Below are 26,090 nucleotides of genomic sequence, written 5' to 3'. Positions count from 1 at the left end.
GCTTGATGTCGAAAAACACTCACGGGGCGACCTCAGCGCTCATTCAGAATGCGCCGGCGGCCGCCTCTCTTCGCGAATTCTCGTTCTCGGACGAGGATTTCAAGGGGCTGGCCAAGCTCGCTTACGAGCATGCGGGCATCTCGTTGTCCGATGCCAAGCGCAATCTGGTCTACAGCCGGCTGTCGCGCCGGCTCCGCGTCCTCCAGCTCCAGACTTTCCGCGAATACCGCGAACTGGTGGCGAACGACGCGCGCGAGATCGAGAACTTCATCAATTCTATCTCGACCAACCACACGAAGCTCTTCCGCGAAGACCACCACTTCGATCATCTGCGTTCGCATGTGGCCGCGCCCTACGCACAGGCCGGCGCCCGTGCTGGTTCGATGCGCATTTGGTCCGCGGGCTGCTCGAGCGGCGAGGAGCCCTACACCATCGCCGTCGTACTCAAGCGGGAGCTGCGCAGCTTCCATAACCGCGACGTCAAGATCCTGGCGACCGACATCGACACCGAGATTCTGACCAAGGCCGCACGCGGCGAGTTCGCGCCCAATGCGACGACCGACGTGCCCCACGGCTATCAATCGTTCTTCAAGAACATCGTCGTCGACGGGCAGGAGAAGGTCACGGTCGAAGACGACGTCCGCTCGCTCATCACTTTCCGCCGCCTCAATCTCATGGAGCGGTGGCCGTTTCGCGGGCTGTTCGACGCCATCTTCTGCCGTAACGTCATGATCTATTTTGACGGGCCGACGAAGGCCAATCTGATCGAGCGCTTTGCCAATCAGATCAAGCCGGGTGGCTGGCTCTATATCGGCCACTCCGAATCGCTCACCGGCAACCATCCGCAGCTGAAACCCGTCGGCCGCACCATCTATCGGAAAGTCGGGTGAGCGCGGTCATGCAGCAGCGGGCGAGCGTCCAGAGCGATCCTTGCGTGCAAGCCGTCAGCGGACGGCGGATCTTCGACGCGCAGGCGCAGGCCTGGATGGTCAAGGTCTTCCCCGGCGAATACTACGTGACCAAGAAGCCGGACGAGCTGCTCGTCACCGTGCTCGGCTCCTGCGTGGCGGCCTGCATCCGCGATCCCATCGCCCACATCGGCGGCATGAACCATTTCATGCTGCCACATCACAATTCGGGCAACTGGGGACAGGACTCCCGTTCGGCGCGCTTCGGCAATTTCGCCATGGAGAAGCTCATCAACGAGCTGATCAAGGCGGGGGCCGACCGCAACCGCATGGAAGTCAAGGTCTTCGGCGGCGGCAACGTCACGGACACGAGCAACGCCATCGGCTCAGAGAATGCGGAGTTCGTGCTGCGCTATCTCGAGGCCGAGGGCTTCCGCTGCGCGGCGCAGGACCTTGGCGGCTCGCTGCCGCGGCGCATCCATTACTACCCGTCGACCGGCCGCGTCGTGCGCAAGTTGCTCGGCACCAGCGACACCTTCACCGTCAATCGCGAGGAGCGCGATTACGGCAAGCGACTCCTGTCCCAGAAGACTACGGGCGATATCCAGCTCTTTGGTGAAACATGAACAAAGCAAGTGCGCCGGTCCGGGTTCTGATCGTCGACGACTCCGCGGTTATGCGGCAGTTGCTGACAACATTGCTTTCGTCCGATCCGGAGATCGAAGTCGTGGGCAGCGCGCCGGACCCGATCGTGGCGCGCGATCGCATCAAGGCGCTCAATCCCGATGTCGTCACGCTCGACGTCGAGATGCCGCGCATGGACGGCCTGTCCTTCCTGCGCAAGATCATGACGCTGCGTCCGACGCCGGTCGTGATGGTGTCGACGCTCACGCAAGCCGGCGCCGAAGCGACGCTGGAAGCGCTGGAAATCGGCGCCGTCGACTTCATCGCCAAGCCGTCCGGCGACATCAACGAGGTTTTCGCCGGCGAGCTCCAGACGAAGGTGAAGAGCGCGGCCCGCACCAAGGTCGGCATGCGCCACGCCGGCGCGCCCAAGACTCAGTCGCCGCGTCCAGCGCGCGCGCGGGGATCGAATGACAAGATCGTTGTCATCGGCGCCTCCACGGGCGGTGTCGAAGCGCTCAAGGTCGTGCTGATGGGGCTGCCGTCCGATTGCCCGCCCGTCCTGATCACTCAGCATATGCCGCCGCGGTTTACGGCGGCCTTCGCCGAGCGGCTCAACCGCGAATGCCCGATGGCCGTGTCCGAAGCGGTGCATGACGAGGTGATCGAGCCCGGCCACGTCTACATCGCGCCCGGCTCGCATCACCTGCAGCTCGGCCGCCGCAATGGTCGCAACGTTTGCGTGCTCTCCGACGGCCCGCCGGTATCGGGGCATCGTCCCTCCGTCGACGTGCTGTTCCGTTCGGCGGCGCAAGCCGCAACGGCGATTGCGGTCGGCGTCATTCTGACCGGCATGGGCAAAGACGGCGCCGAAGGCATGCTCGAACTGCGCAAGGCCGGCGTGCATACGCTTGGCCAGGACGAACAGTCGTCGCTGATCTACGGCATGCCGCGCGCCGCCTTCGAGCGTGGCGCCGTCATGAAGCAGTTCTCGTTGGTGCGCATGTCGGACGCGATTTTGGACGTGTGCGAGGGGAGCGGCACGACGCGCTCGCATTCGATGGGCGCGGCATAGGACATACGGACGGCAGGAACATGGGTCCCCAGGACGATATCGCCTTTTACAAGCTTCCCTCGGTGCTCGATCTCGGCGCTGCCGAGGCGTTTCTCGGCACCGTTCGTCAGACGCTCAAGGCGGCGCCGAAGCTCCGCCTCGATGCCGCCGATGTCGATGCCGTGACGTTGCCTTGCGCTCAGATCATCATGGCGGCGGTCGCCAGCGCCGAGGTCAAGATCCAGCGCCCGTCACCGGCATTTCTCGACGCCTTCGCTGACCTGGGGTTGGACATAACCGCGCATTGCACCGCGGATGTCATCGAAGTCGAGACGACGCCCGAAGCGATTGCCGACGAGATCAGCATCGCCCCCGAAACGGACCAGGCCGAGCCTGAACCCCAGCCCGTGGAGCCCGCAGCCATGGCCAAGCGCATCCTGACGATCGACGATTCGAAGACCATCCGCGACATGCTCCGTTTGACGCTGTTGGACGCCGGCTTCGAGGTGCATCAGGCCGTGGACGGTCAGGAAGGCGCCGGCATCCTCGACAAGGAAACATTCGACGTCGTCATCACCGACATCAACATGCCGAAGATGGACGGCTACGGCGTCATCCGCCACATGCGCAGTTTGCCGGTGCATGACAGGACGCCGATCCTCGTTCTGACGACGGAAAGCGAAGGCTCGAAGCGCAACATCGCGCGCGACGCCGGTGCGACCGGGTGGCTGGTGAAGCCTTTCGATCCGGAACAACTGGTTGCGACCATTCACAAAGTATCCCCTTGAGGCTCGCGGTTGAGCGAAGGACTTAAGTTATGACCACTCTGGACCAGCTGAAGAACACGTTCTTCGACGAATGCAGCGAAGCGCTGCAGCAGATCGAAGGCGGTCTGACCGATATTCGTCAGGGCAACGGCTCTGACGATACGATCAACGCGGTTTTCCGCTCGGTCCATTCGGTGAAGGGGGGGGCCGGGATTTTCGGCTTCGACAGCCTCGTCGGCTTTGCGCACGTGTTCGAGACGGTGCTCGACGCCATGCGCGACGGCACCTTGGCGCCGTCGCCCGACATCGTCGACGTCCTGTTGCCGGCCAACGACGTCCTGACCGACCTCATCTCGATGTCCCGTGCGGGCGAGGCGATCCCCGCCGATTACGGCCACGAATCACGCGCCGCGCTCGAGCGCCTGCTCGGCAAGACCGAGGGCGACGATCACGACGGCGGCGACCCGGCCCCGGCCGACTTCGAGGGCCTCGATTTCATGCCGGTGATGGCGGACCAGATGGACGACGTGGCCGGCGGTCCGGCCGACGGCAAGCAGACCTATCGTATCGCTTTCCAGCCGCAGCCCGAGATGCTGCGCCGTGGCAGCGAGCCGCTGAGCATCATCCGCGAGTTGCAGAAGCTCGGCACGCTGACGCTGACGGCCGAGACGGGCAAGATCCCGCCGCTGAACGAGATCGAACACGACCGGCCCTACGTGACTTGGACCGGCACGTTGGTCACCGAAGCCTCGCGCGAGCAGATCGAGGAGATCTTCGAGTTTGTCGCCGAATGCGAAGTCGAGATTGCGCTAGACCAGCCGGTCGCGCCCGAGCCGGCGCCGATGCCGGTTGCATTCACTGCTCCGCCGGCTGCCGAGCCCCCGGTCGCGAGCCTGCCCGTTCATCAGGCGCCGAGCGTTGCGCCCGTGGCACCGACACCCTCGATAGAGCCGGCGGAAGCGACTGCGCGGCCCGCGGCACAGAAGGCCGCGGCCACAACGATGCGCGTCGAGGTCGAGAAGATCGATCGCGTCGTCAATATGGTCGGCGAACTCGTGATTGCGCAGGCAATGCTTGGCCAGATCGTGCACAATCTGCCGGAGGACACCAGCAGCCGCCTGACGCAGATCCTCGACGAAGTCATCCACCACACGCGCGAGCTCAAAGACAGCGTCATGTCGATGCGCGCGCAGGCCATCGGCGCGGTTTTCCAGCGCATGCCGCGCCTGGTGCGCGAGCTTGCCACCAAGACGGGCAAGAAGGTCCAGCTCGAGATGCACGGTGAGAACACCGAGGTCGATCGCTCGATCATCGAGCGCCTCGGCGATCCGCTCACCCACATCATCCGCAACTCCATCGACCACGGCATCGAATCGCCGGCTGCCCGCGCCGCTGCCGGCAAGAACGAGGAAGGCACGATCTGCCTGAGCGCCGAGCATCGCGGCGGCCGCATCGTGGTCGAGGTTCGCGACGACGGCGGCGGCATCGATCCCGACCGCGTGCTCAAGAAGGCGCGCGAAAAGGGGCTGGTCAGCCCGGACGCGGTGCTCACCGAGGACGAGATCAACAATCTCATCTTCATGCCCGGCTTCTCGACCGCCGAGACGATCTCGGACATCTCGGGTCGCGGCGTGGGCATGGACGTCGTTCGCCGCAACATTCAGGACGTCGGCGGCCGCATCACCATCAAATCCGAGCGCGGTCGCGGCATGACCCTGCAGTTGGCGCTGCCGCTCACCCTCGCCGTCATGGACGGCATGGTGATCAAGGTCAGCCACGAGACCTACGTGCTGCCGATGTCGGCGATCGTCGAGTGTCTGCGGCCGTCGCGCAGTGACATCCACAATCTGGTCGGCGGGCGCGGCCTGCTGCAGCTTCGCGGCAACCTCGTGCCGGTCGTGCATCTCAGCGATCTGCTGGACATGGGCGTGGACAACAGCGAGTCCGACGAGCGCGTCGTGATCATCGCCGACGCCGGCGACGGCACCCGTCTCGGCATCATCGTCGACGAACTGCTGGGTCATCAGCAGGTGGTGGTCAAGAGCATGGAAGAGAGCTACGGCGCCGTTCCGGGTGTCGCGGGTGCGACCATTCTCGGCAACGGCCGCGTCGCGCTCATTCTCGATGTCGAGAAACTGTCGGAACTCGCCGTCACCCAATCGTATTCATTCACCGGCGGCCGTTCGCGCGCCAGCGAACCGGCGCTTGTAAGTTGAGCGTCTTCTGCCGCTTCGGCGGCAGGCTTCATGAGGAGTAGTTTCAATGCCGATCGCAGCCGCACTTAAGGTCCTCGTCGTCGACGACCAGAACAGCGTGCGACAAATGACGCGCATCACCCTCGAGCAGATCGGGGTGCGCCACATCCACGAGGCGGAAAATGGCGTGCAGGCCATGGATACCGCGTCGACCCAGCCGCTGGACCTGATCATCTCCGACTACAATATGCCGGAAATGGACGGGATGGAGCTTCTGCGCTCGGTACGTGGCCACCCCGCCGCGCGCCGCATTCCCTTCATCCTCGTCACCGGCCGCGGCGATCGCGAACTGGTGGTGAAGGCGGCGCAGGCCGGCGCGAACAACTATGTCGTCAAGCCGTTCACAGCCGACATCCTGAAGACCAAGATCGAGCAGGTGGTGGGGCGTCTCTCGTGAACGCAGTACCGGCAAGCAGCGACGCCGAGTCCATCGGCGTCGCGCCGGAGAATGGCGGACCGTCCGAGGACCTCAAGACCTTCCTCGCGGCGATCGCTGTCGTTCTTCGCGAGACAGTGGCTGGCTTTGAGGAAACCGTTGCGCGTGTCACCGACATCACGATTCACCGGCAGCCGCAGGCCGACCGCGAGCTGGTAGTCGCGCTTCAGGATTTCGACCGGCTGCAGCAGGAGTTCGCCACTTTGAGTGAAGTGCTGAGCAAGTTGTCGGCGATTACGGGCGCCGCGCCGACGGCGCATGACACCGTGCACGATACCGACCACGAGGTTCTCGCGGTGATCTCGGTCGCCGATCTCAAGGATCGCCTGGCGCGCCATTTGCGCAGCCTGATGCTGGACCTGTCGGCCTCGAAGGTGTCGGAAGAAACCGTCTTTTGAGAACCGGCCGCCGCTTCAGTTCGGTGTCGTGCTGACGACCTCGACCACCCGCCGCAAGCCCTTGGTGAGCTCCGGCACGTCGGCCGGCTTCATGCCGTGATATCGCCGCTGCCGCGCGAGGAACATCGCATCGAGATGGCAGGTGATGGATTCCATATTGCATTCCGCGCCGGCCTCGATCGCGTCCAGTACCTCGCAGAATGAGCTGGCGATAAACGTCAGCAGTTCCGAGCCCATGGTGGTGCCGGCGTCGCGGATCTGGCGGCTGTGCAGATTCGCCGCCTCGATCCAATCCGGCTGAGCGCTGCCCGCCTGCACCGTCTTGATCAGGGTGGAGAGGGATTCGAGCTCGGTGCCGACCCAATCGTCGAACGTGGGCTTGATCTCTTCGATCTTTGCCGTGGCGTTCTCGATCGCCTTCTCGCGCGAAATCCCGCCCGGCTGCCGGGCGAGCTTTTGAAAGCGCGTCTCGACCGTGAAAACGCGCGGTTCGCTTTCGTTACCGTCCGTCATCAGGATCTTTCGCTATCAGTCTTTTCCGAACCGCGCGGCACTGAAGAGATTGTCGATGTCGTCCTGCGCGAGCGACGGCCCTTCTTCCTTGGCCACGTCGACGATGTGGTCGCCCTTGCGGCGGCCAACGCCGCCCGGATAGCCCTCGATCTTGAAGCGGCGGTCCGGACCGAAATAGGTGGGGGCGTCGACGAATTGCCGCGGCGTCAAGGCAATCCACGCCAGGCGATCGTACAGACTCGCCGGCGACATCGGCTTGGCGATCACCATGTTGGCGCCGGCGTCGCGCGCCTGCCGGATGGTGGTCTCGCGTGTGTCGTTGCTCATCACCAGGATGGGGATCATGCGGTTTTCGTTGTCCACCTTGCGGCGGATGGCTTTGGTCAACGAAAGCCCGCCATGAGGGGGCAGACGCGCGTCGCACAGGAGGATGTCGATCTTCTGTGCGCTCAGCGTCTGAACGACGCCCATCGAATTGCGAACTTCCAGCACCTTGTTGGTGCCGAAACCGCGTAGAATGCTGTGCGCGATCATCGACAGATAAGGACTTGGATCTGCGATGAGGACCACCAGGTCGCGGAGATTGATGGTGGGGCGGCTCATACTTGTCCCTGGTCAGGCCTCGGTAGCACGTACTGGAGCACTGGGCCTTGGCGCCGGGGCCTCAAAAGCCGGACTCAACAGAAACGAACCGCTTCGAACCCCACGCCCGACACAACGCCGACGATTCCCAGCTCTCTTATGACATGTGAAAACCGGGCGGCGGGCCGGACGCAACGCCAAAGAACTCGGCATTACAGCCTATCGCAACGAACAGCTTCATATGATTCGCCGGCGAATGCCTAGGGGGAAAGTATTCGGGCGGCTTAGGTCCGGGTCTTGTTCGTGGGCCTCATCTCAGCCGGCCGAAGCGCGATCGCTTAGCCGGCGCACGGCGGCCAAGCGGCCACAACCATCGATTGCCTTCCGTTGCCCGCGGTGCGCGGATAGCCGGTACCATAATCGACGTTTCTTGGCGCAGCGCTGCGCGAATCAAATCGAGGGGCGCGTGGGAACTTGAGTCAAAATATCAGACATATGAAAGACTCAAGATATTTCGCAAGCGATGGTTGTGGGCATCAAAGCGCGTGCAAACGCCACTGGCACAGCGCTTTTGCGCATTCCTTTGTCGGCGGAAAGCCGCGTTGGAGGAAGCCGACGCTCGCTTTGCGGTTCATGGAACAATTGTTCGGCGAGTGACATACTCGCTACGAATCGCAGGCCACACTAAAGCCACGTCTTTTAATGTTGCGCGCGTGATTCCCGGACGACGAATTACCAAATACCGGTTGTAAAAATATAGCAATTGCCTATGAGAGGGGGCCCGGCGCGTCCGATGCCGATGGTGGGTAGGCAAGCTACCTCATAGTGCGGTCCGAGTTTGTAGCGTCATCTGTGTACGGGAAGGCTACAAGGTCGAAAGCCGACATTCATGAATGCTCAGATTGGAATCGAAGATTTCGAGAAGAAGGCGAGTCCCGCCCAGCTTTCCTGTTCGGCCTGTCCCGCTTTCGATCTCAATATCTGCCAAGCTGTCGCCGAGGCAGCGTGGGCTTTCTCCCGTCCGAAGCCCTATGAAATCGCTCAGAGCGATCTGACCGTTCCGGCGCGGCGAATCATCTGCCGCGAACAGGATCTGCATGACGCGGTCCCGATCATCTGCACGGGATGGGCCGCTTCGGCCATCATGCTCTCGGACGGCAGCCGTCAGATCCTGTCCTTCCTTCTTCCGGGCGACATCGTTTCGACCGCGCTCTTGTTCGAGCCGCGACCGCACTGCTTCGTGGAGGCAGTGACCGAGGTGCGCTATCGCTCATTCAAGCGCTCGGAGCTCAAGGAAATCCTGTTCAAGCACGCCGATCTCATGGAGAAGCTCTCCAAGGCTTGGATCGAGGAGAAGTCGCGCGCCGACCAGCTCATCGTCGATCTCGGGCGGCGTACCGCCGACGAACGCATCGCGCGGCTGATCCTCAATCTGGTCGATCGCCTGGTGAAGCGGAACATGGTGCATGGCGATCCGCTGGAGTTGGAGTTTCCGCTGCGTCAGCACCACATTGCCGACGCGACCGGCCTGACCCCCGTGCACGTCAGCAAGGTGCTGTCGGAATTCCGCCGCAACGGTCTCATCAAGATCAGCGAGCGCTCCCTGACCATTCTCGATCCGGTCGGCTTCCGTCGCGTCGCCAACAAGCGCTGAGCTGCGAGCCGCGACGCTCGCGCAAAAAACTTACAATCGTGAAGGCCTGACCGGCGGCTTCAGGCGGCATCCGCTTATTCCCGCGAAAGCGGGGATCCAGCGCGCGCCTGAGATGCTTGTGCCCGCGCCCCCTGGGTCCCCGCGCTCGCGGGGACGAATGGCGTGTGGTTCGATTCCGCTAAACGGAACAGACTCTAGATCACCTTCTTGCGCCTTAGCGCGTCGATCTCCCCTGCTGCATAGCCGAGTTCGCTCAGCACCTCGTCGTTGTGCTCGCCATATTCCGGCGCCGGCGTTGCGCAGCGCGGCTGCGGACCTGAAGGTATTTGGCTTCATCGACCTGACCCGTATTATTTTCCAGCGTATGTCCGCCCGCAGTCATGGTAACATCGTCAATGTAAATGGCATGGCCGGCGAACGGCCGGACTGGAAGTGCATCGCCGGCTGCACGGCAATGCCGCGCTCAACTCGTTCACGCTGGCGCTTCGCGGCGAGAGCGTGCGGTATGGCGTGCGGGTGACTTGTGTCAATCCGGGGTCGATCATGTCGGATCGCTTCAAGGAAGGTATCCTTCGGCGGGCGCGGCAGACGTTCAACGACGAAGCGCGCGGGCCTGAGCTGTTGCAGGATTTGCCGATCACGCGCGCGGGCACGCCACAAGAGGTCGCCGATGCCGTGGCGCCCCTCGCGTTGGCGGCGTGCGCGACCTATGTCAGCGGTGCGGCACTGCGCGTTGATGCGGGCCTGCGCCATCGCGGTCAGGCGTCATGACATGCTGATGAAGACCAAAGGCGAACGGGGTGCGAGCGCCGTCATCGGGCGGCGCAGCAAGGAGGTCGTCAAATCGGCCGGACGTTCGATCGAAGTGCTCGAGCTGTTCCGCGACGTGAAGCGGCCGCTACGGCTCACCGACATCGCCGATGCGCTGTCGCTGCCGCAGTCCAGCGCGTCGATGTTGCTCCGCTCGCTGATTCGCATGGGCTACCTGATCCGGCAGGATCGGACCTACGCTCCGTCGATGCGCATCACACTGTTGGGCAACTGGCTGAACGATGCGATGTTCAAGTCTGGAAACCTGATGAACCTGATCGACGAGATCAACCGCATCACCGGGGATACGGTCATCCTCGCGACCCGCAACGGGCTCTACGTCGAAGTCCTCGCCGTCGTGCAAGGTGCTCTCGATACGGTTCATCATACCCGACCCGGGGAAGCGCGTCCGCTCACCCGCGCGTTGATGGGCCATATGATTCTGAGCACGCTGGACCGGCCGGAACTGGAGTCGCTTGTGACGCGCATCAATGCGGAGCAGAAGCGTCCGGAACGCCGCGTTACCTTCAAGTCGCTTGTCCCCATCCTCGACCGTATCCGCCGAGATGGTTACGGCTATTCGGCGGACACGATTCCGAATGCTGCGAACCTCGCGGTATTGCTGCCGGTCGGCCCGTTCGGCGACCAGATGGTGGTCGGCAATGCCGGCATGACGTCGCGTATCGCCTCGCGCCGTGACGACATTCTGGCTGCTTTCCATAGCGTGATCGGAAAATATGTGCGCGACGCGCATTGATCACGCGCGGAGCGTCGAAAGAGGGGCCGGCTCGAGATAAGCCGCAAATGTGAGCTTGTCCTTCGCGAGGACGCCCGTCGCGACCTCGGGCGCTTATTCGCCGCGATAGAATGCCGCCGCGTCGGTGCTGAAGGCCTGCCGCGACCGCGGGTCGAGATACAGCATGTGACCGCCGCGATAGAGCTTGAGCTGGGCGCGTCCGGGCGGACTGTCCGGCGGCAGATGATCGAGCACGTAGCGCGACATGGGATAGGGCGTGACCATGTCGCTGTAGCCGTGCGCAATCAGCAGGCGGAACGACGGCGAGAACGACAGCAGCACCCGGATGTCCGAGTCGGCGCTCGCCTGGCCGCGGCCGCCTTGCCAATCCCAGTGACGCGTCACGTCATTGGCGAGCAGCGCGTAGGTCATCTCCGTCTTGAAACCGAGTTCGTTGCGGGCGTAAGCCGCGAAGGCTCCGCCATAGGCGCGCGACACGCCGTCTAGCACCGGATCGGGGGTGCGCGGATTGTTTTGTTCGGGGAAGGGATCGTCGACGGCGAATGTCGCGTCGTAGCGGCTGACGATCTTGCCCGCGCGCAAGCGCCTGAGGTAGGCGTCGGTAATGAAGCCGCGCGCCTCGGTGACGGTGTCGAGCGGCAACCCGCTCACTTCCGCGACGCGCGCGTAGAATGCTTTCGCCGCATCGCCTTGGGGCGGCCGGCCGGCGAGCGTCGTCAGATAGTCCGTCATCGCGAACTTCTCGGCGGCGGCCAGCGTCTGTGCATTCAGCGTATTCTTGCGCTCGAGTTCGGCGGCCGCGAGCGACGGCAGCGTCAGCGCCGCCCGCAAGGCCGAGTTGTCGTCGCCGAAGGTCATCCAACCTTCGAGGAAGGGCGACAGCATGACGATGCCGTTGATTGGGATGCCTTGCTCGCGCACCAGCGCGCGCGCGGTCTTGGCGGCGCGGAAGCCGCCATAGCTTTCGCCCAGCAGGTATTTGGGCGAGCCGGAACGATCGTTCTTGCCGACATACAGCGCGATGACCTTGGCCATCGCGTTGGCGTCGCTGTCGATGCTCCAGAAATTCTTGGCGTCGTCCTGCTTGGCGGCACGGCTCCAGCCGGTGCCGACCGGATCGATCAGCACCAGGTCGGTGAAGGCGAGCCAGGTATTGGGGTTGTCGACCAGCTTGGCCTGCGCGGCATCGCGCGCGTCCGGTCCAAGATCGAGGACGCGCGGGCCGACCAGCCCGAGATGCAAAAAGGCCGAGGCCGCGCCGGGTCCGCCATTGAAGACGAAGGTCACCGGACGGCCCGGCGCCGCGTCCTTGGCGACGTAGGCCGTGTAGAAGATGGCGGCGCTTTGCTCGCCCGACTGATCGTAGAGGGCGAGCGTGCCGGCGGTCGCCGTATAGGCGAGCTTGCCTTTCGGCAGGTCGATGCTGTGCTCGGTAACGCTGTCGCCGGGCAGAAGGCGCAATACGCCTTTGCCTGGCGCCTGCTGTTGCTGCTGCTCCGCGCGCGGCCGTTCGCCGCCACGGCCGTTCGGGCGCTCTTGCGCCTGAACCGACAGCGAAACGCTGGCGAGAAGGATCGCCAGCGTGAAACGTAAAGCCGTTTGAAGCTTCATGGCAGGCGGCACTCCGATTGAGGAAATGCGTGCCCCGAACGCGTAGCCCCGGCCAGCCCGACCGGACAGTTAAGCCTTAGCGACGGCCGCCGCGGAAGTTCGGCCGGCGCTGCTGCGGAGCAGACGTCGGCGCCTCGCCCTTGTGGCGGAAGCTGATGCGTCCGCGCGCAAGATCGTACGGCGACATTTCAACGATCACGCGATCGCCCACGCCGGTGCGGATGCGGAATTTCCGCATCTTGCCCGCCGTGTAAGCCAGCACCTCGTGTTCGTTGTCCAGCTTCACACGGAAATTGCCGTCGGGCAGCACTTCCGTCACCGTACCGTCGAACTCCAGCAGCTCTTCCTTCGCCATCCAGTTCTCTCCAGTCGCCTCAACTTGCTTTGCGCTTGATTGTTGCCGGTATCAAGCGCTAGCGCGGCCCGCGATGGTGGCCGGCGTTCCGGCGCGACGCCTGCGGGCGCTGCATGAATGTAACATTTTCAATGCCGCTTGGCTCCCCTTGCGCGACGACCGCCGCTTCGGGGCGCCGTCCCTGGGGACGGCCGCCATGCTGGCCATTGTGCTGGGGACGGCCGTGCTGGCCATTCCCGTTCTTCGGGCCCTGACCGCCACCATGACCGCGATGCTCGTTGCCGCCGCGGCGGTGCGGCCGGCCGTTCTGCCGGTTGCCGGGATGATGATGCGGCGCGGCACCCTGCGCGGCCTCAGCCTGCGGCTTGCCGGTGCGCCGGTCGGTCGCCGGAATCTGCATGCGGATCAAACGTTCGATGTCGCGCAGATAGCCGCGCTCCTCGTGATCGCAGAACGAGATGGCGACACCCTCGGCGCCGGCGCGCGCGGTGCGGCCGATGCGGTGGACGTAGCTCTCCGGAATGTTCGGCAGATCGAAGTTGACGACATGGCTGACGCCGTCGACGTCGATGCCGCGGGCGGCGATGTCGGTGGCGATCAGCGTGCGCAACTCACCGGAGCGGAACGCCGCGAGCACGCGCTCGCGCTGGTTCTGCGACTTGTTGCCGTGGATCGCTTCCGCGGCGTGGCCGGCCTTCTGCAGCGTGCGCACGACCTTGTCGGCGCCGTGCTTGGTGCGGGTGAAGACCAGCACGCGGTCGATCTTCTCGGTGCTCAGCACTTCCGCCAGCAGCGCGGCCTTGGCCGGCTTGTCGACATGGATGATACGCTGGGCGATGCGCTCGGCGGTGGTCGACTGCGGCGTCACCGACACCTTGGCCGGGTCGCGCAGCATCGAGCCGGCGAGCTGCACGATCTGCTGCGGCATGGTGGCCGAGAAGAACAAGGTCTTCCGTTCTTTCGGCAGCATCGCGACGATGCGCTTGATGTCGTGAATGAAGCCCATGTCGAGCATGCGGTCGGCTTCGTCCAGCACCAGCACTTCGATCTTGTCGAGCGTCAGCGCGCGGCTGTTGACGAGATCGAGAAGGCGGCCGGGCGTTGCCACCAGCACTTCGACGCCGCGCGCGACGGCGCGGATCTGGCGGTTGATCGGCACGCCGCCGATCGCCAGCTCGACCGCGAGCGGACGGATATGACGGCCGTAGGCGCGGAAGCTGTCGGCGATCTGGCCGGAGAGTTCGCGCGTCGGCGAGAGGACCAGCACGCGGCAGGCCTTCTGCGCCGGACGCACGCGGTTGTTGACGAGGTGGTTCAGGATCGGCAGCGCGAAGGACGCGGTCTTGCCGGTGCCGGTCTGGGCAATGCCGATCACGTCGCGGCCTTCAAGGGCGAGCGGGATGGTCTGGGCCTGGATCGGGGTGGGGGTAACGTACTTCTCTTCGGCGAGGGCACGAAGAATCGGCTCAGCGAGGCCGAAGTCGTTGAATGAAGTCAAAACAGCTCTTTTCTGTACGGCGAAGCGGCCGTCCCACGGGCGTGGGCGGCGGAATCGCGGGGTCTTAAGACATCCCGCGTGACCAGGGTTGTCGTGAGGTCAAGGAAAACGGAGGAAGCGGGGCGAAAATCGGTGATGAAATTCGTGCACGCAGCCCGCGAAACCCGAATCCGGGTCTTTCATCCGCACGGTTGATATGACAGGCGCGCGTGGTCTTTTCAAGGCATCGGGCCCCCAAAAGCCGCGAAATGATAAACAAAGTGGTTCCGGATCGGTGCAACGGCGAGCGCCGGCGCACGGTATGCGCGAGGCCGAAATGACGGTACGGCAATAGACAAGCCGGGGCGGATCGGGGATTGTTCGACCCTCCCCAATCCCCGCGATAAGCGCCAGTCATATCGTCGGAGTCGTCGAAAATGTCGTTTCCCAGGGCTTCTCAGGCCCTTTCTCGCTTCACCGTCCTCGATCTCACCCGCGTCAGATCCGGCCCGACCTGCGTCCGCCAACTGGCGGATTGGGGTGCCAACGTCATCAAGATCGAAACGCCGCCGCACCTGGAAAAAGGCGAAGGGCCCGGCGGGCCGCGCGATAATGCCGACTTCCAGAACCTGCACCGCAACAAGCGCAGCATCAATCTCGACCTGAAATCGCCGCAGGGCCTCGCCGCCTTCAAGCGGCTGGTCGAGAAGGCCGACGTGGTGGTTGAAAACTACCGCCCGGATGTGAAGGACCGTCTCGGCATCGATTACGAGAGCCTGAAGAAGATCAACAAAGGCATCGTCCTCGGCAGCATCTCGGGCTTCGGTCAGGACGGCCCTTATCGCGACCGGCCGGGCTTCGACCAGATCGCGCAAGGCATGGGCGGGCTGATGTCGATCACCGGCCTACCCGGTCAGGGGCCGGTGCGCGTCGGTATACCGGTCGCCGATCTCTGCGCCGGTTTGTTCTGTGCGATCGGCATTCTGACCGCGCTCTTGGAGCGGGACGTGTCGGGCGAGGGGCAATGGGTGCAGACCTCGCTGCTACAAGCGCAGATCTTCATGCTCGACTTCCAGGCCGCGCGCTGGCTGCAAATGGGCGAGGTGGCCCAGCAGGCGGGCAACAATCACCCGACCAGCATTCCGACCGGCGTGTTCAAGACCAAGGACGGCCATATCAACATCGCCTCCACCGGGCAGGTGATGTGGGAGCGGCTTTGCAACGCCATCGGCGCGTCCGAACTGATCAACGATCCCTTGTACAGCAGCAGCGCATTGCGCTCGAAGAATCGCGACGCCTGCAATGCCGCGATCGAGGCAAAGACGGCGGCTAAGACCAGCGCGGAATGGATCGACATCTTCAACAAGGTCGGCGTGCCCTGCGGCCCGATCTATTCCATCGATCAGATGTTCGCCGACGAGCAGGTGAAGCACCTCGGCATCGCGCAACCGGCCAAGCGTCCGGACGGGAGCGAACAGGTCTTTGTCGGTCAACCCTTCGCGCTGTCGCGCACGCCGAGCCACATCGTTGCGACGCCGCCCGCCCAGGGGCAGCACACCGACGAGGTGCTCAAGGAGTTCGGGTTTGCGGACGCCGAGATCGCCGCCCTGCATCAAGCGAAGGTGGTGTGATTCGTCATTCCGGGGCACGCGCGTGAGCGCGTGAACCCGGAATCCAGACAAAAGCCCTGACGGTCGTTCTGGATTCCGGGTTCGCGCGTTCAGCGCGCCCCGGAATGACGCATCTAGTGAATGTTCAGAGAAGGATTTGAATAATGGCCCTGACCGACAAGATGCTGTCCCGCAAAGAGGGACACGTCGGCTATCTCACCTTCAACAATCCCGAGCGGCACAACGCCGTGTCGCTGGAGATGTGGGAGGCGGCGGAGAGCTATCTCGCCGAATTCAAGGACGACAAGAACATCCGCGTGGTCGTCGTCACCGGCGCCGGTGGCAAGGCCTTCGTTTCGGGCGCCGACATCTCCAAGTTCGAGAGCGAGCGCGCCTCCAAGGAAGCGTCCGATCGTTATAACGAGGCCGTCGATCGCGCTTACGCTGCGCTTTACGATTTCCCGAAGCCGACGATCGCCATGATCCGCGGTTATTGCATCGGCGGCGGCGTCGGCCTCGCGCTGTGCTGCGACATGCGCATCGCGACCGAGGGGTCGAAGTTCGCCGTGCCGGCCGCCAAGCTCTCGATCGGCTATCGCTTCGCGCCGCTCAAAAAGCTGGTCGATCTCGTCGGGCCGTCTTACGCCAAGGAGATCTTTTTCACCGCGCGGCAATTCACCGCCGCCGAGGCGCAGCAGATGGGTCTCGTCAATCGCGTTCTGTCCGATAGCGAGCTTGAGGCCTATGTGAAGAACTATGCCGACACGATCGCTGAGAACGCGCCGCTCACGGTCGATTCCGTGAAGTTCATGGTCGCGCAAGCTTTCGTCGATGAAGACAAACGCGATCTCGCCAAATGCGAGGCGATGGTGCAGGCCTGTTTCGCCTCCAACGATTTCATCGAGGGCCGCCGGGCTTTCATGGAGAAGCGAAAGCCGGTCTTCACGGGCACTTAGCCCCGTGACGACAACTGACAAAAAGTGCTAATCCAGCCGCCATAATATTGGGACGGAAATCGCGAGGTTGAGCATGTACACCGATCTGCAGCTTTTCATTGATGGAAAATGGCTGGGCGGCGAAGGCCGCAAGGGCGAGGACGTGGTGAACCCCGCGACCGGCAAAGTGCTCGCGCATTTGCCGCATGCTTCGGCAGCCGATCTCGATGCGGCGCTGGCCGCGGCGGAGAAAGGTTTCAAGCTCTGGAAGGCGACCACCGCGTATGACCGCTCAAAGATCATGCGCAAGGCCGCGGACCTCCTGCGCGAGCGTGCCGATCACGTCTCCAAGGTGTTGGTGCAGGAGCAGGGCAAGGTCTATCCGGAGGCGCGCGGTGAGGTGCTCACCTCCGCCGACATCATCGACTGGTGTGCCGAGGAAGGGCGTCGCTCGTATGGCCGTCTCGTGCCGGGCCGTCAGAACGGTGTGCGTCAGCTTGTCACGCAGGAGCCGGTTGGTGTCGTCGCGGCTTTCACGCCTTGGAACTTCCCGACGCTGACGCCGGTGCGCAAGATCGCGGGTGCGCTCGGTGCCGGCTGCTCGATCATCATCAAGGCTTCGGAAGAAACGCCCGGCGCTTGCGTCGAACTGGTGAAGTGCTTCGCCGACGCCGGGTTGCCGGCGGGTGTGCTCAACTTGGTGTTCGGTGTGCCGTCGACCGTGTCGGAGCATCTGATCACCGCCGATGCCGTCAAGAAGATCTCGTTCACCGGCTCGATTCCCGTGGGCAAATTGCTCGCCGGTCTCGCCGCCAAGGGCATGAAGAAAGCGACGATGGAGCTCGGCGGTCATTCTCCCGTCGTCGTCTTCGCCGACGCCGATCCGGAGAAGGCGGCCGACACCATCGCGGCGTTCAAGTATCGCAACGCCGGGCAGGTCTGCATCTCGCCGACGCGCTTCTACGTGCAGGAGCAGAACTACAACAAGTTCGTCGCCCGCTTCACCGAATATGCCAAGGGCATCAAGCTCGGTGACGGTCTCGAGAAGGGCATCACCATGGGGCCGCTCGCCAATGCGCGCCGGCTCGATGCCATGGAATCCTTCGTCAACGACTCCAAGGATCGCGGCGGCAAGATCCTGGCCGGCGGTTCGCGTCACGGCAACCAGGGTTTCTTTTTCCAGCCGACGGTGATCACCGACGTGCCGGACGATTCCAAGATCATGACGCAGGAGCCGTTCGGCCCGCTGGCGCCGATCGTGCCGTTCAAGACGTTCGACGAAGTCGTCGAGCGCGCGAACTCGCTCGAATACGGTCTCGCCGCATATGCCTTCACCTCGTCGGGTGCGACCGCAACCGCAATCGGCGATGCCATTCAGTCCGGCATGGTCGGCATCAACAGCGTGGCGATCTCGACGCCGGAAACGCCGTTCGGCGGCATCAAGGAGTCGGGCTACGGCTCCGAGGGCGGTATCGAAGGCCTGCAGGCGTATATGAATACGAAGTTCATCTCGCAGGCGTGAGGCTGTTTCCGGTCATTCCCGCGCAAGCGGGAATCCAGTACCCGATGCGTTACGACGTGCGGATGCGCCTGCGATGACTGGATGCCCCGCTTTTGCGGGCATGACAGCGGAGATCCCGAACACAGAAGGCTGGGCATTGCCTGGCCATTTGCTCGCGTTGCAGACTTCGTTGCTGTCATTGCCGGGCTTGACCCGGCAATCCATGACGCGGTTCCGCAAAGAGGACCGTACTTAAGTCCCCATTCGCGGAGAGTCATCATGGATGCCCGGGTCGAGCCCGGGCATGACGCCGAGCGTGTGGTCCACCCGCGCGCGCCTCAGGATGACGGCACGGATGTCGTGACCGCTACTTTGCCTGCGCCGCCTTCTGGCACGCTTCCCAGATCTTCGACGGCGTTGCCGGCATTTCCATGTAATTGGCCGCGCCGTTCGGGATCGCGTCGGCGACCGCGTTCATCACCGCCGCGATCGCCGCGGTGGTGCCGGCTTCGCCCGAGCCTTTGACGCCCAGCGGGTTGGTCGTCGCCGGCACCGCATAGATCGCGTCGCGAAACTCGATCGGCATGATCTCGGCGTGCGGCATGCCGTAATCCATGAAGGAGCCGGTGATGAGCTGCCCGCTGTCGGCGTCGTAGACAGCGTTCTCGATCAGCGCCTGGCCAAGCCCCTGCGCCAGCGAGCCCTGCACCTGGCCTTCGACGACAATTTCGTCGAGCACGTTGCCGGGGTCGTCCACCGCCGTATAGGTGACGATGTCCATGTGCCCGGTGTCGGGGTCGATCTCCACCTCGGCGATGTGGCAGCCATTGGGGTAAGTGAGCGGCGTTTCCGCCTTGTCCTTGGTGTCGAGCGTCGCCGGGATGTCGCCCTTGCCGCCGATCTCCTTGGCGCGGCGCGCCACATCGAACAGCGAGATCTTGCGGTCGGTGCCAACCACAGTGAACATGCCGTCGCCGAATTGAATGTCGCTTTCAGACGCTTCCAGCAGAGCGGAGGCGACTTTCTTGCCTTTGGCGATCACCACATCGGCGACATGCACGATGGCATTGCCGGCGCACATGGCCGAGCGCGAGCCGACCGAGGCGAAGCCGGTCAGGCCGAGCGCGGTATCGCCGTGCTTGTGCCGAATGTGCTTGGGATCGATGCCGAGCTTGCCGGCGAGCAGGCGGCCGAACACGGTGGCGTGGCTCTGGCCGGTCGATTGCACATTGCAGCCAAGAACGATGGTGTCGCCGTCGGTGAACGTCGCCGAAGCTTCTTCCAGCGGCAGCGAGCCAGCGTGCTCGAGCATGCATGAAATGCCGATGCCGCGATACTTCTTACGCTTCGCGCTCTCACGCTTGCGCTTGGCGAAATTGGCATAGTCGGCGACGGTCAGTGCCTTCTCGAACAGGCCGGGAAAATCGCCGCTGTCGTAGACGGTGCCGACCGCCGTCTTGTACGGCATCTTGGACTTGGGAATGAAGTTCTTCTTGCGCAGCTTGATCTTGTCGATGCCGGTGATGCGCGCGGCTTCCTCGACCACCTTCTCGAGCGCGTAGTTGGCCTCCGGCCGCCCCGCGCCGCGATAAGGCCCGATCGGCAGCGTGTTGGAGAAGTAGCAGGCCGCCGAAGCGTCGATCTTCGGGATCAGATACATGGCGGGGAGGCAGCAGGCGAAGTTATTGGTGTTGAGGCGGACGCCGGCGTTGCTCACATAGGCGCCCTGGTTGCACAGATGACGCATGCGCAGCGCGAGGAATTTTCCGGATTCGTCGAGAGCAAGTTCGGCTTCGGTGATGGTGTCGCGGGCCTGCGTGTCGGTGACGAAGGATTCCGAGCGCGTCGCCTGCCAGTGCACGGGGCGGCCGAGCTGTCGCGCCGCCACCAAGAGCGCCGGGTATTCCGGATACACCGGTGTCTTCATGCCGAAGGCGCCGCCGACGTCCTCGGTGATCACCCGCATTTTGTCGTTCGGCACGCCCATGGCCGGCGCGACCTGGGCGCGCAGTGCATCGGCGCTCTGAGAGCAGGCGTGGAGTGTGTAGCTGTCGGTCGCCTTGTCGTAGACGCCGGTCGCACCGCGCGTCTCCATCGCGGCCACCACCATGCGCTGATTCGTCACGCGCACTTTGGCGACGTGCGGTGCCTTGGCGATGATGTCCGCGACTTCGTTCTGCTGCCCGGCTTCGCCCAGCGTGCCGGGCCAGTCGACCACCAGATTGCCAGGAACGTCGGCGTGGATCTGCGTCTCGCCCTTCATCGCGGTGGCAAGATCGACCACCGCGGGCAGTTCCTCGTATTCGACCACGACGAGATCGACCGCGTCCTGTGCCGCCGCCGCCGTCTCCGCCACCACCAGCGCCACCGGCTCGCCGACATGCAGCACCTTGTCGCCGGCGAGCGAGGGCCGGAACGGCAGCGCCATCGTGGCGCCGCCACGGCCCGGCACCGGCGGGTGGCGCGATACGCTCGCGACCCCGGCGGCCTTCATGTCGGCGGCGGTGAGCACGGCCAAAACCTTCTTGGCCTTGCGCGCGGCCTCGGTGTCGACCTTGAGAATGCGTGCATGCGCATGCGGCGAGCGCACAAACGCGCCATAAACCTGATTGGGCAGCCTGGGGTCGTCCGTAAAGCGGCCCGCCCCGCGCACGAGCGCGTCGTCCTCCACGCGTGGTTCATTCTTACTGCGGCGGGAGGTGGTCGCTGTCATGGAGATTCCGATAGGTTGGGGTCGTTAGGGTGCGGGAGACTAGCGCACGGGCCCGGGCCGGGGAAACCGGCTTTCGGCGCGGCCGGCCGCGGCACGGTGGAGCGTCTTGCGCCGTCTTCGGCGCTGAGGCACTCAAGGCCGCACGCGATCGCGCGCTCATAGCCGATTTCAGGGGATGAAATGCGTATCATTGAGGCTCAAACGCATGTGCCGGCGCCGTCCTGCATGGTCGCTGGCGGCGAGTTCGACCGCCATCTCGAGTCCAATTTTTTTCTCGCGCGTGGGCGCGGTTTGACGGTCGCGCGGGCCGGCAAAACCATGATCCTCAATACCAGCGCGGAAGCGCTGTTGCAGGGGAGGGCGTGATGAACGCGCCCATGGCCGTCTCGCGCATTCCCGTTGCCGCCGTTACGGGGCTGATCGCCGATGCGATGATCAAGGCGGGGTTGCCGGCAGCGGACGCCGCGAAGGTCGCCGAACTGATGCTCGAAGCCGATCTCATCGGCGCCGATGCACATGGTGTGTTCCGCCTGTCGCAGTATGTCGAGCGGTTGAAGATCGGCGCGATCAATCCGCGTCCGGACATCAAAGTGGAGCGCACGGCGCCCGCGACCGCGCTGATCGACGGCGACAACGGTATGGGCCACGTCGTGATCGCGCGCGCCGCCGAGACGGCGGTCGAACTCGCGCGCGAATGCGGCGTCGCCTGGGTCGGCTGCCGCATGTCGAACCACGCCGGTGCCGCGGGCGTCTATGCCGCGCTGCCGCTCAAGGCCGATATGATCGGACTCTATTCGGCGGTGGCGAGTGCCAACCATATGCCGCTGGCCGGCGGCGCCGAGCCGCTGCTCGGTACCAATCCCTTGGCCATCGCCGTTCCGGCCGGTGACGAGCCGCCGGTGGTGCTCGATATCGCGACCTCGATCGTTTCCTACGGCACCATCAAGAACCATCGCCTGCAGAACAAGCCGCTGGCGCATGACTGGATGGTCGATCCCGCAACCGGAGCGGCGGTGACCGATCCGCACCAGAGCGCGCATGCGCTGTTGCTGCCGATGGGCGGCTACAAGGGTGCCGGACTCGCGCTGATGCTGGGCTTGCTCGGCGGCACGCTCAACGGCGCCTTATTCGGCCGTGATGTCGTCGACTTCAACAATCGGCCGGACGCCGTCACCAATACCGGGCAGTTCGTGGTGGCGCTCGATCCGGCGCGGTTCCAGAAGCTCGATGTGTTCAAGGCGGAGGTCGACCGTCACGTCCGGTCGTTACGCGCGTCGCAATCGTTGCCCGGCCACAGCGTGCGTCTGCCGGGCGACGAGCGCGCCAGGCGCCGTGCCGACCGGCTGCAGAACGGCCTCGCATTGCCGCCGGAACTGCTGAAGCAGCTCGACACGATGGCGGGCGAGCTCGGCGTCAAGCGGTTGGCTGAGCGCTAGTGTTTTCTGTCGTCCCCGCGCAGGCGGGGACCCCATAAGCCGTGACTTCTCGATAGGCTGCGGCGTATGGGTCCCGGGCCTCGCTTTGCTCGCCCGGGACGACAAAGGTTTACGCCACTGCCTTCACATCCGCGCGGCTGAGCGACGCGCATCGGCTACTGCGGTTTGACGCCGAGCTCGGTGACGACCTTGCTCCACTTCGTCGATTCGGCCGCGAGGTAGTTCTTGAAGTCGTCGGGCGACCGGCTCGGGGTCGGTAGCATGCCTGCCGTTTCCATGTGAGCGCGCACCGCCGGATCGGCAAGCGCCTGCGCGACGGCGGCATACAGCTTCGCAACGATCATCTGCGGCGTGCCGGCGACGGTGAACAGACCTTGCCACGAGGAACTGACGCTGTTCGGGTATCCGAGTTCGACTACCGTCGGCACGTCAGGCAATGTGCTCAGGCGCTCCCGCGTCGTCACCGCCAGGCCTTTCAACTTGCCAGACTTCACATGGGGCAGGGCCGACGAATAGGTCACGCACATCACGTCGACATGGCCGCCCATGAGATCGTTGACGGCGGGCCCGGCGCCGCCCTTGTACGGCACCTGCATCATCTTCAAGCCGGCGGCGTGCTCGAACTGCTGCATCTCCAATGTATTCAGCGTGCTGATGCCGGCGGCGGCATAGTTCACCTTGCCCGGCCGCGTCTTCACATAGGCCGCCATGTCCTTCAACGATGCGGCCGGAAAATCCGGCCGCGCGATGAAGATGCCCGGCGTTTCCGACACGAGCGAGATCGGAGCGAAGTCTTTGTCGGGTTTGATCTTCAGGTCGGCATAGAAGTGCGGATTGATGGCCATGGTGCCGACATTGCCGAAAAACAACGTGTAGCCGTCAGGTTCCGCGCGGGCCGCGAGTTCCATGCCGATATTGCCGGCCGCGCCGGATCGGTTGTCGATGACAAGCGGTTGGCCGAGCGCTTGCTCGAGCCCGGGCTGAAGCAGGCGGAGTGCGAGATCGGACGCGCCGCCTGGCGCGAAGGGCACGATGATATGAATCGGGCGGCTTGGATAAGCGTCTTGGGCGCGCGCGTCGCGGGCTATTGCGATCAGAGACAGGAAAGCCAACGAAAGGCGCAGGCATGCGGCCATGGTCTGCATGGCATTTTCCTCCCGGCACCGACATGGTTCTTATCTATTGGCGCCAAGCGTCATGGCGCCGCGTCCGTCGCGGCAAGCGCGGGCCGTGTCGCGTACCGCAGCTATGCAACCTCCTTCATATCCTCCTCGCTGAGCGGCAATTGCAGCGGCTTCCTGCGCTTGGCCGAGAGATCGAGCGCCTTGGTCAGCATCAGATTGCGGTGCGCTTCTTCCACCGTCGCCGCGGCCGTCGGCAGGCCGAGCGCGATGCGGTTGAGCCAACTCACGGTTTCCTCGGCCATCGGCCCGCGCAACTCGCCGAGTGCCATGTCGCCCGGCGGATAGCTGCCCATGAAGTCCACGAGACGCGTTGAGTCGGGGTTGTAGCCTTCCGACTGCGGTTTCGACACGGCGAGCACGATATCGCGGTGCGTGTCGTCGATGGTGAGCACGCCTGTCGTGCCGGAAATGCCGACCTCGAGCGAATAGACCGCCGCCGGCCATGTCACCGGCATCGCCCACGACATGCTGAGATGATAGACGGTCCCGTCGTCGAAGGTGATCATGCCGGCCGTCGCGTCGATGCCCTTGTAGAGCGGGCCCATCACCTTGTCGATCGAGCGGGCATAGACCTCGACCGGCGTCTTGCCTTCCAGGCACCACATGCAGATGTCGAGCGCATGCGTGCCGGAGATGACCATCGGCGAAATCGTGCTCGGATCGTCGGTGCGTTTGTAGTTGTCGATCGCCACCAGCCGGTTCATGAAGGCGCGCGAGGTGACGAGGGTCACATCGCCAAGCGCGCCAGTGCGGCATTTTTCCTTGGCTGCGAGCCAGCGGCGACGGAAGCGTTGTGTGTAGCCGACCACGGCGTCGAGCTTGGCCTCTTTGATGAGCTTGAGCACGCGCGCGGATTCGTCGAGACGCGTGGCCAACGGCTTTTCGATCAGCATCGGAATGCCGCGTTCGATGCAGGCCATGATCGGATCGACGTGCAGATGCTCATCGGTCGCGATGATGGCGCAGTTGACCTCCGGGCGTTTGATCAGCTCGACATGACTTTGCGTGACGAAATCCGCGTCGATCTTTGGTCCGACGTCGCCGGCGCGATTGGGGTTCTTCTCGGCGAGGCCAATCCATTCGACGGCCGGATGCCGTGCCGCCACCTCGCCGCGGAATAGGCCGACGCGGCCGCCGCCGATGATCGCAAGGCCGAGGCGCTTGGCGTTTCTTTTCATCCGCAGTGCCTATCCATTGCAGCGATAGTCGTTGCGCCCTCTCCCCTTGCGGGAGAGGGCGTCCGCAGCAGCGCAATCGCAAAGGATGGGTGAGGGGTTCTACTTTCGGATGAGCGCCGACCCCTCACCCAGCCAAATTTGCGGAACCACCATCGCTGCCCTCTCCCGCAAGGGGAGAGGGCACGTGCGGCGAGCGCTGCGCGCGCGGATGCGGGAGAGCTACACATTCAAACCTGCTCGAATCTTCTGTTTGAAATCGGCGATGGCCGAGATCGTCTCGTTGCTGAGCGGCAAATTGACCGGCTCGCCGCGGTCGGCGGAGAGATCGGCGGCGCTGTAGGTCTCCATCACGCAGCGCGCGCTCTCGGGCGTCACCATCACCGGGCGGTTCTTGATGCAGGATTCCAGGAAGTAGATTGTCTCCGGACCGATGCCGCCGGCGAAGACATGGTCGACCATTTCGCCCGGCATCGTCGACATCGGGAATTCCTGGCCGCGCCGCGCGGTGTTGAGCCAGTTGTCGCGCTGCGTGTCGTCGAGGAACAGCGAGCCGTCGGTGCCGGTGATCTCGATCCAGGTCGAGCAGTAGTTCGGATAGCTCGGCGGCAGGTTCCAGCCGCCGCCGATCATCACCACCACGCCGTTGTCCATGGTGACGGTGGTGAACATGACGTCGTGCGAGCCGTTCACCGGTTGCATGTAGCCATAGGCGCCTTGCGAGTAGACGCGCACGGGCTTGGCCGGTTCGAGAAGCCAGTAGACGAAGTCGAGATCGTGGGTCGACTCCATCACCACCGGGGAAAGCCGGACGCGGCCGGCGATCTTCTTGCCGAGCTCGCGCGAGAGATGGCGGCTGACCAGCACCGAGACGACATTGCCAAGCGTGCCGTCGACGATCTTCTTCTTGGCGTAGGCGATCTTGGTGTTGAACCGCTGCGAATAGCCGATGGTGAATTTGAGGTTGTTCGTCTTGGACAGGTGGATGAGCTCGTCCGCTTCCCACAGCTCCAGGGCGATCGGCTTCTCTAGCATCACGTGCTTGCCGCCTTTGAGGCAGTCGCGCGCGATCGGATAGTGGTTCGCCTCCGGCGTGGTCGAGACGTACACGACAGAGATGTTCGGATTGTTGATGATGTCGTTATAGTCGAGCGTGGTGCTGGCCGGATTGTACAGCGCCTTCACCTCGGCGAGCCGGTCGGGCTTGATGTCGCAAAGGTGCAGTTTGTCGCACAGCGCGGTGCGCGAGAGCGTTTCCGCGCGCAGGCCGCCGATCCAGCCGACGCCGATCACCGCCGCTTCCACTGTCTTCACCGGTCGTTTCTCCCAACGTTG

Annotated in this window: 24 protein-coding genes and 1 pseudogene; 16 read left to right on the top strand and 9 right to left on the bottom strand. The window is 64.0% G+C overall.

What is annotated here, in order from left to right:
• The first annotated feature begins 5 nt into the window (after positions 1 to 5).
• The 8 genes and pseudogenes from DW352_RS16420 to DW352_RS16390 all read left to right on the top strand — a co-directional run bounded on the left by DW352_RS16420 (position 6) and on the right by DW352_RS16390 (position 6,442).
• Positions 6 to 890: a CheR family methyltransferase gene (locus tag DW352_RS16420; RefSeq protein WP_115692349.1), complete on the top strand. Its 885-nt coding sequence runs from the start codon at positions 6 to 8 to the stop codon at positions 888 to 890.
• The gene (locus DW352_RS16415; protein WP_245434147.1) at positions 887 to 1,534 is read left to right on the top strand and encodes a chemoreceptor glutamine deamidase CheD; all 648 of its coding nucleotides are present in this window, start codon (positions 887 to 889) and stop codon (positions 1,532 to 1,534) included. The genes DW352_RS16420 and DW352_RS16415 overlap by 4 nt, the downstream gene beginning before the upstream one ends.
• Positions 1,531 to 2,607 (top strand): protein-glutamate methylesterase/protein-glutamine glutaminase, encoded by a 1,077-nt coding sequence (locus tag DW352_RS16410; protein WP_115692348.1) that lies wholly within the window; start codon positions 1,531 to 1,533, stop codon positions 2,605 to 2,607. Before DW352_RS16415 ends, DW352_RS16410 begins: the two co-directional genes overlap by 4 nt.
• Positions 2,608 to 2,627: 20 nt before the next feature.
• Positions 2,628 to 2,819, top strand: a pseudogene (locus tag DW352_RS27585) (STAS domain-containing protein); the annotation flags it as partial.
• A 189-nt stretch (positions 2,820 to 3,008) separates the two neighbouring features.
• Entirely contained in the window at positions 3,009 to 3,374 is a 366-nt protein-coding gene (locus DW352_RS16405; RefSeq protein ID WP_115694447.1) for a response regulator, read from the top strand.
• A 29-nt stretch (positions 3,375 to 3,403) separates the two neighbouring features.
• On the top strand, positions 3,404 to 5,569 hold the full coding sequence (locus tag DW352_RS16400; protein WP_115692347.1) for a chemotaxis protein CheA: 2,166 nt from the start codon (positions 3,404 to 3,406) through the stop codon (positions 5,567 to 5,569).
• A 46-nt stretch (positions 5,570 to 5,615) separates the two neighbouring features.
• Positions 5,616 to 6,005, top strand: coding sequence for a response regulator (locus DW352_RS16395; protein WP_115692346.1), 390 nt, complete (start codon positions 5,616 to 5,618; stop codon positions 6,003 to 6,005).
• Entirely contained in the window at positions 6,002 to 6,442 is a 441-nt protein-coding gene (locus tag DW352_RS16390; protein ID WP_115692345.1) for a hypothetical protein, read from the top strand. Before DW352_RS16395 ends, DW352_RS16390 begins: the two co-directional genes overlap by 4 nt.
• 15 nt (positions 6,443 to 6,457) lie before the next feature.
• Here DW352_RS16390 and DW352_RS16385 read toward each other — a convergent pair whose 3' ends face one another.
• Both DW352_RS16385 and DW352_RS16380 read right to left on the bottom strand, forming a co-directional pair.
• Positions 6,458 to 6,955 (bottom strand): hypothetical protein, encoded by a 498-nt coding sequence (locus DW352_RS16385; protein ID WP_115692344.1) that lies wholly within the window; start codon positions 6,953 to 6,955, stop codon positions 6,458 to 6,460.
• Positions 6,956 to 6,970: 15 nt separating this feature from the next.
• Positions 6,971 to 7,558 carry a response regulator gene (locus tag DW352_RS16380; RefSeq protein ID WP_115692343.1) on the bottom strand — a complete coding sequence of 196 codons (588 nt, stop codon included), beginning with the start codon at positions 7,556 to 7,558 and terminating at the stop codon, positions 6,971 to 6,973.
• An 868-nt stretch (positions 7,559 to 8,426) separates the two neighbouring features.
• Between DW352_RS16380 and DW352_RS16375 the strand changes: the two genes are divergently transcribed.
• The 3 genes from DW352_RS16375 to DW352_RS16365 all read left to right on the top strand — a co-directional run bounded on the left by DW352_RS16375 (position 8,427) and on the right by DW352_RS16365 (position 10,758).
• Entirely contained in the window at positions 8,427 to 9,191 is a 765-nt protein-coding gene (locus DW352_RS16375; protein WP_115692342.1) for a Crp/Fnr family transcriptional regulator, read from the top strand.
• A gap of 432 nt (positions 9,192 to 9,623) precedes the next feature.
• Positions 9,624 to 9,962: an SDR family oxidoreductase gene (locus tag DW352_RS16370; RefSeq protein ID WP_162827005.1), complete on the top strand. Its 339-nt coding sequence runs from the start codon at positions 9,624 to 9,626 to the stop codon at positions 9,960 to 9,962.
• A gap of 1 nt (position 9,963) precedes the next feature.
• The gene (locus tag DW352_RS16365) at positions 9,964 to 10,758 is read left to right on the top strand and encodes an IclR family transcriptional regulator (RefSeq protein ID WP_162827004.1); all 795 of its coding nucleotides are present in this window, start codon (positions 9,964 to 9,966) and stop codon (positions 10,756 to 10,758) included.
• Positions 10,759 to 10,851: 93 nt separating this feature from the next.
• On the opposite strand, the gene DW352_RS16360 is transcribed toward DW352_RS16365, so the two are convergent.
• The 3 genes from DW352_RS16360 to DW352_RS16350 all read right to left on the bottom strand — a co-directional run bounded on the left by DW352_RS16360 (position 10,852) and on the right by DW352_RS16350 (position 14,222).
• Positions 10,852 to 12,369 carry a S10 family peptidase gene (locus DW352_RS16360; RefSeq protein WP_115692339.1) on the bottom strand — a complete coding sequence of 506 codons (1,518 nt, stop codon included), beginning with the start codon at positions 12,367 to 12,369 and terminating at the stop codon, positions 10,852 to 10,854.
• 76 nt (positions 12,370 to 12,445) lie between these two features.
• Entirely contained in the window at positions 12,446 to 12,724 is a 279-nt protein-coding gene (gene infA, locus DW352_RS16355) for a translation initiation factor IF-1 (RefSeq protein WP_115692338.1), read from the bottom strand.
• A gap of 58 nt (positions 12,725 to 12,782) precedes the next feature.
• On the bottom strand, positions 12,783 to 14,222 hold the full coding sequence (locus DW352_RS16350) for a DEAD/DEAH box helicase (RefSeq protein WP_115692337.1): 1,440 nt from the start codon (positions 14,220 to 14,222) through the stop codon (positions 12,783 to 12,785).
• A gap of 416 nt (positions 14,223 to 14,638) precedes the next feature.
• On the opposite strand from DW352_RS16350, the gene DW352_RS16345 reads away from it, so the two are divergent.
• From DW352_RS16345 to DW352_RS16335, 3 genes are all read left to right on the top strand, one after another.
• Positions 14,639 to 15,832 carry a CaiB/BaiF CoA transferase family protein gene (locus tag DW352_RS16345; RefSeq protein ID WP_115692336.1) on the top strand — a complete coding sequence of 398 codons (1,194 nt, stop codon included), beginning with the start codon at positions 14,639 to 14,641 and terminating at the stop codon, positions 15,830 to 15,832.
• A gap of 143 nt (positions 15,833 to 15,975) precedes the next feature.
• A complete protein-coding gene (locus tag DW352_RS16340; protein ID WP_115692335.1) occupies positions 15,976 to 16,767 on the top strand; it encodes an enoyl-CoA hydratase in 792 nt (263 codons plus the stop codon).
• A gap of 73 nt (positions 16,768 to 16,840) precedes the next feature.
• Positions 16,841 to 18,268: an NAD-dependent succinate-semialdehyde dehydrogenase gene (locus DW352_RS16335; protein ID WP_115692334.1), complete on the top strand. Its 1,428-nt coding sequence runs from the start codon at positions 16,841 to 16,843 to the stop codon at positions 18,266 to 18,268.
• Positions 18,269 to 18,614: 346 nt separating this feature from the next.
• Here DW352_RS16335 and DW352_RS16330 read toward each other — a convergent pair whose 3' ends face one another.
• Positions 18,615 to 20,960: a xanthine dehydrogenase family protein molybdopterin-binding subunit gene (locus DW352_RS16330; protein ID WP_115692333.1), complete on the bottom strand. Its 2,346-nt coding sequence runs from the start codon at positions 20,958 to 20,960 to the stop codon at positions 18,615 to 18,617.
• 180 nt (positions 20,961 to 21,140) lie between these two features.
• Here DW352_RS16330 and DW352_RS16325 point away from each other — a divergent pair, with 180 nt between their 5' ends.
• Together DW352_RS16325 and DW352_RS16320 are read left to right on the top strand one after the other, a co-directional pair.
• Positions 21,141 to 21,326: a hypothetical protein gene (locus DW352_RS16325; RefSeq protein ID WP_115692332.1), complete on the top strand. Its 186-nt coding sequence runs from the start codon at positions 21,141 to 21,143 to the stop codon at positions 21,324 to 21,326.
• Positions 21,326 to 22,396 (top strand): Ldh family oxidoreductase, encoded by a 1,071-nt coding sequence (locus DW352_RS16320; RefSeq protein WP_115692331.1) that lies wholly within the window; start codon positions 21,326 to 21,328, stop codon positions 22,394 to 22,396. The genes DW352_RS16325 and DW352_RS16320 overlap by 1 nt, the downstream gene beginning before the upstream one ends.
• Before the next feature lie 155 nt (positions 22,397 to 22,551).
• Here DW352_RS16320 and DW352_RS16315 read toward each other — a convergent pair whose 3' ends face one another.
• The 3 genes from DW352_RS16315 to DW352_RS16305 all read right to left on the bottom strand — a co-directional run bounded on the left by DW352_RS16315 (position 22,552) and on the right by DW352_RS16305 (position 26,069).
• Positions 22,552 to 23,541: a Bug family tripartite tricarboxylate transporter substrate binding protein gene (locus DW352_RS16315; RefSeq protein ID WP_115692330.1), complete on the bottom strand. Its 990-nt coding sequence runs from the start codon at positions 23,539 to 23,541 to the stop codon at positions 22,552 to 22,554.
• Positions 23,542 to 23,642: 101 nt separating this feature from the next.
• The gene (locus DW352_RS16310) at positions 23,643 to 24,758 is read right to left on the bottom strand and encodes a Gfo/Idh/MocA family protein (RefSeq protein WP_115692329.1); all 1,116 of its coding nucleotides are present in this window, start codon (positions 24,756 to 24,758) and stop codon (positions 23,643 to 23,645) included.
• A gap of 219 nt (positions 24,759 to 24,977) precedes the next feature.
• Positions 24,978 to 26,069: a Gfo/Idh/MocA family protein gene (locus tag DW352_RS16305; protein WP_115692328.1), complete on the bottom strand. Its 1,092-nt coding sequence runs from the start codon at positions 26,067 to 26,069 to the stop codon at positions 24,978 to 24,980.
• Positions 26,070 to 26,090 lie beyond the last annotated feature (21 nt).

The sequence above is a fragment of the Pseudolabrys taiwanensis genome (assembly GCF_003367395.1).
In the GTDB taxonomy this organism is placed as follows: domain Bacteria; phylum Pseudomonadota; class Alphaproteobacteria; order Rhizobiales; family Xanthobacteraceae; genus Pseudolabrys; species Pseudolabrys taiwanensis.
Note: the sequence above shows the minus strand (reverse complement) of the source record. Positions and strands in the feature narration are given on the sequence as shown.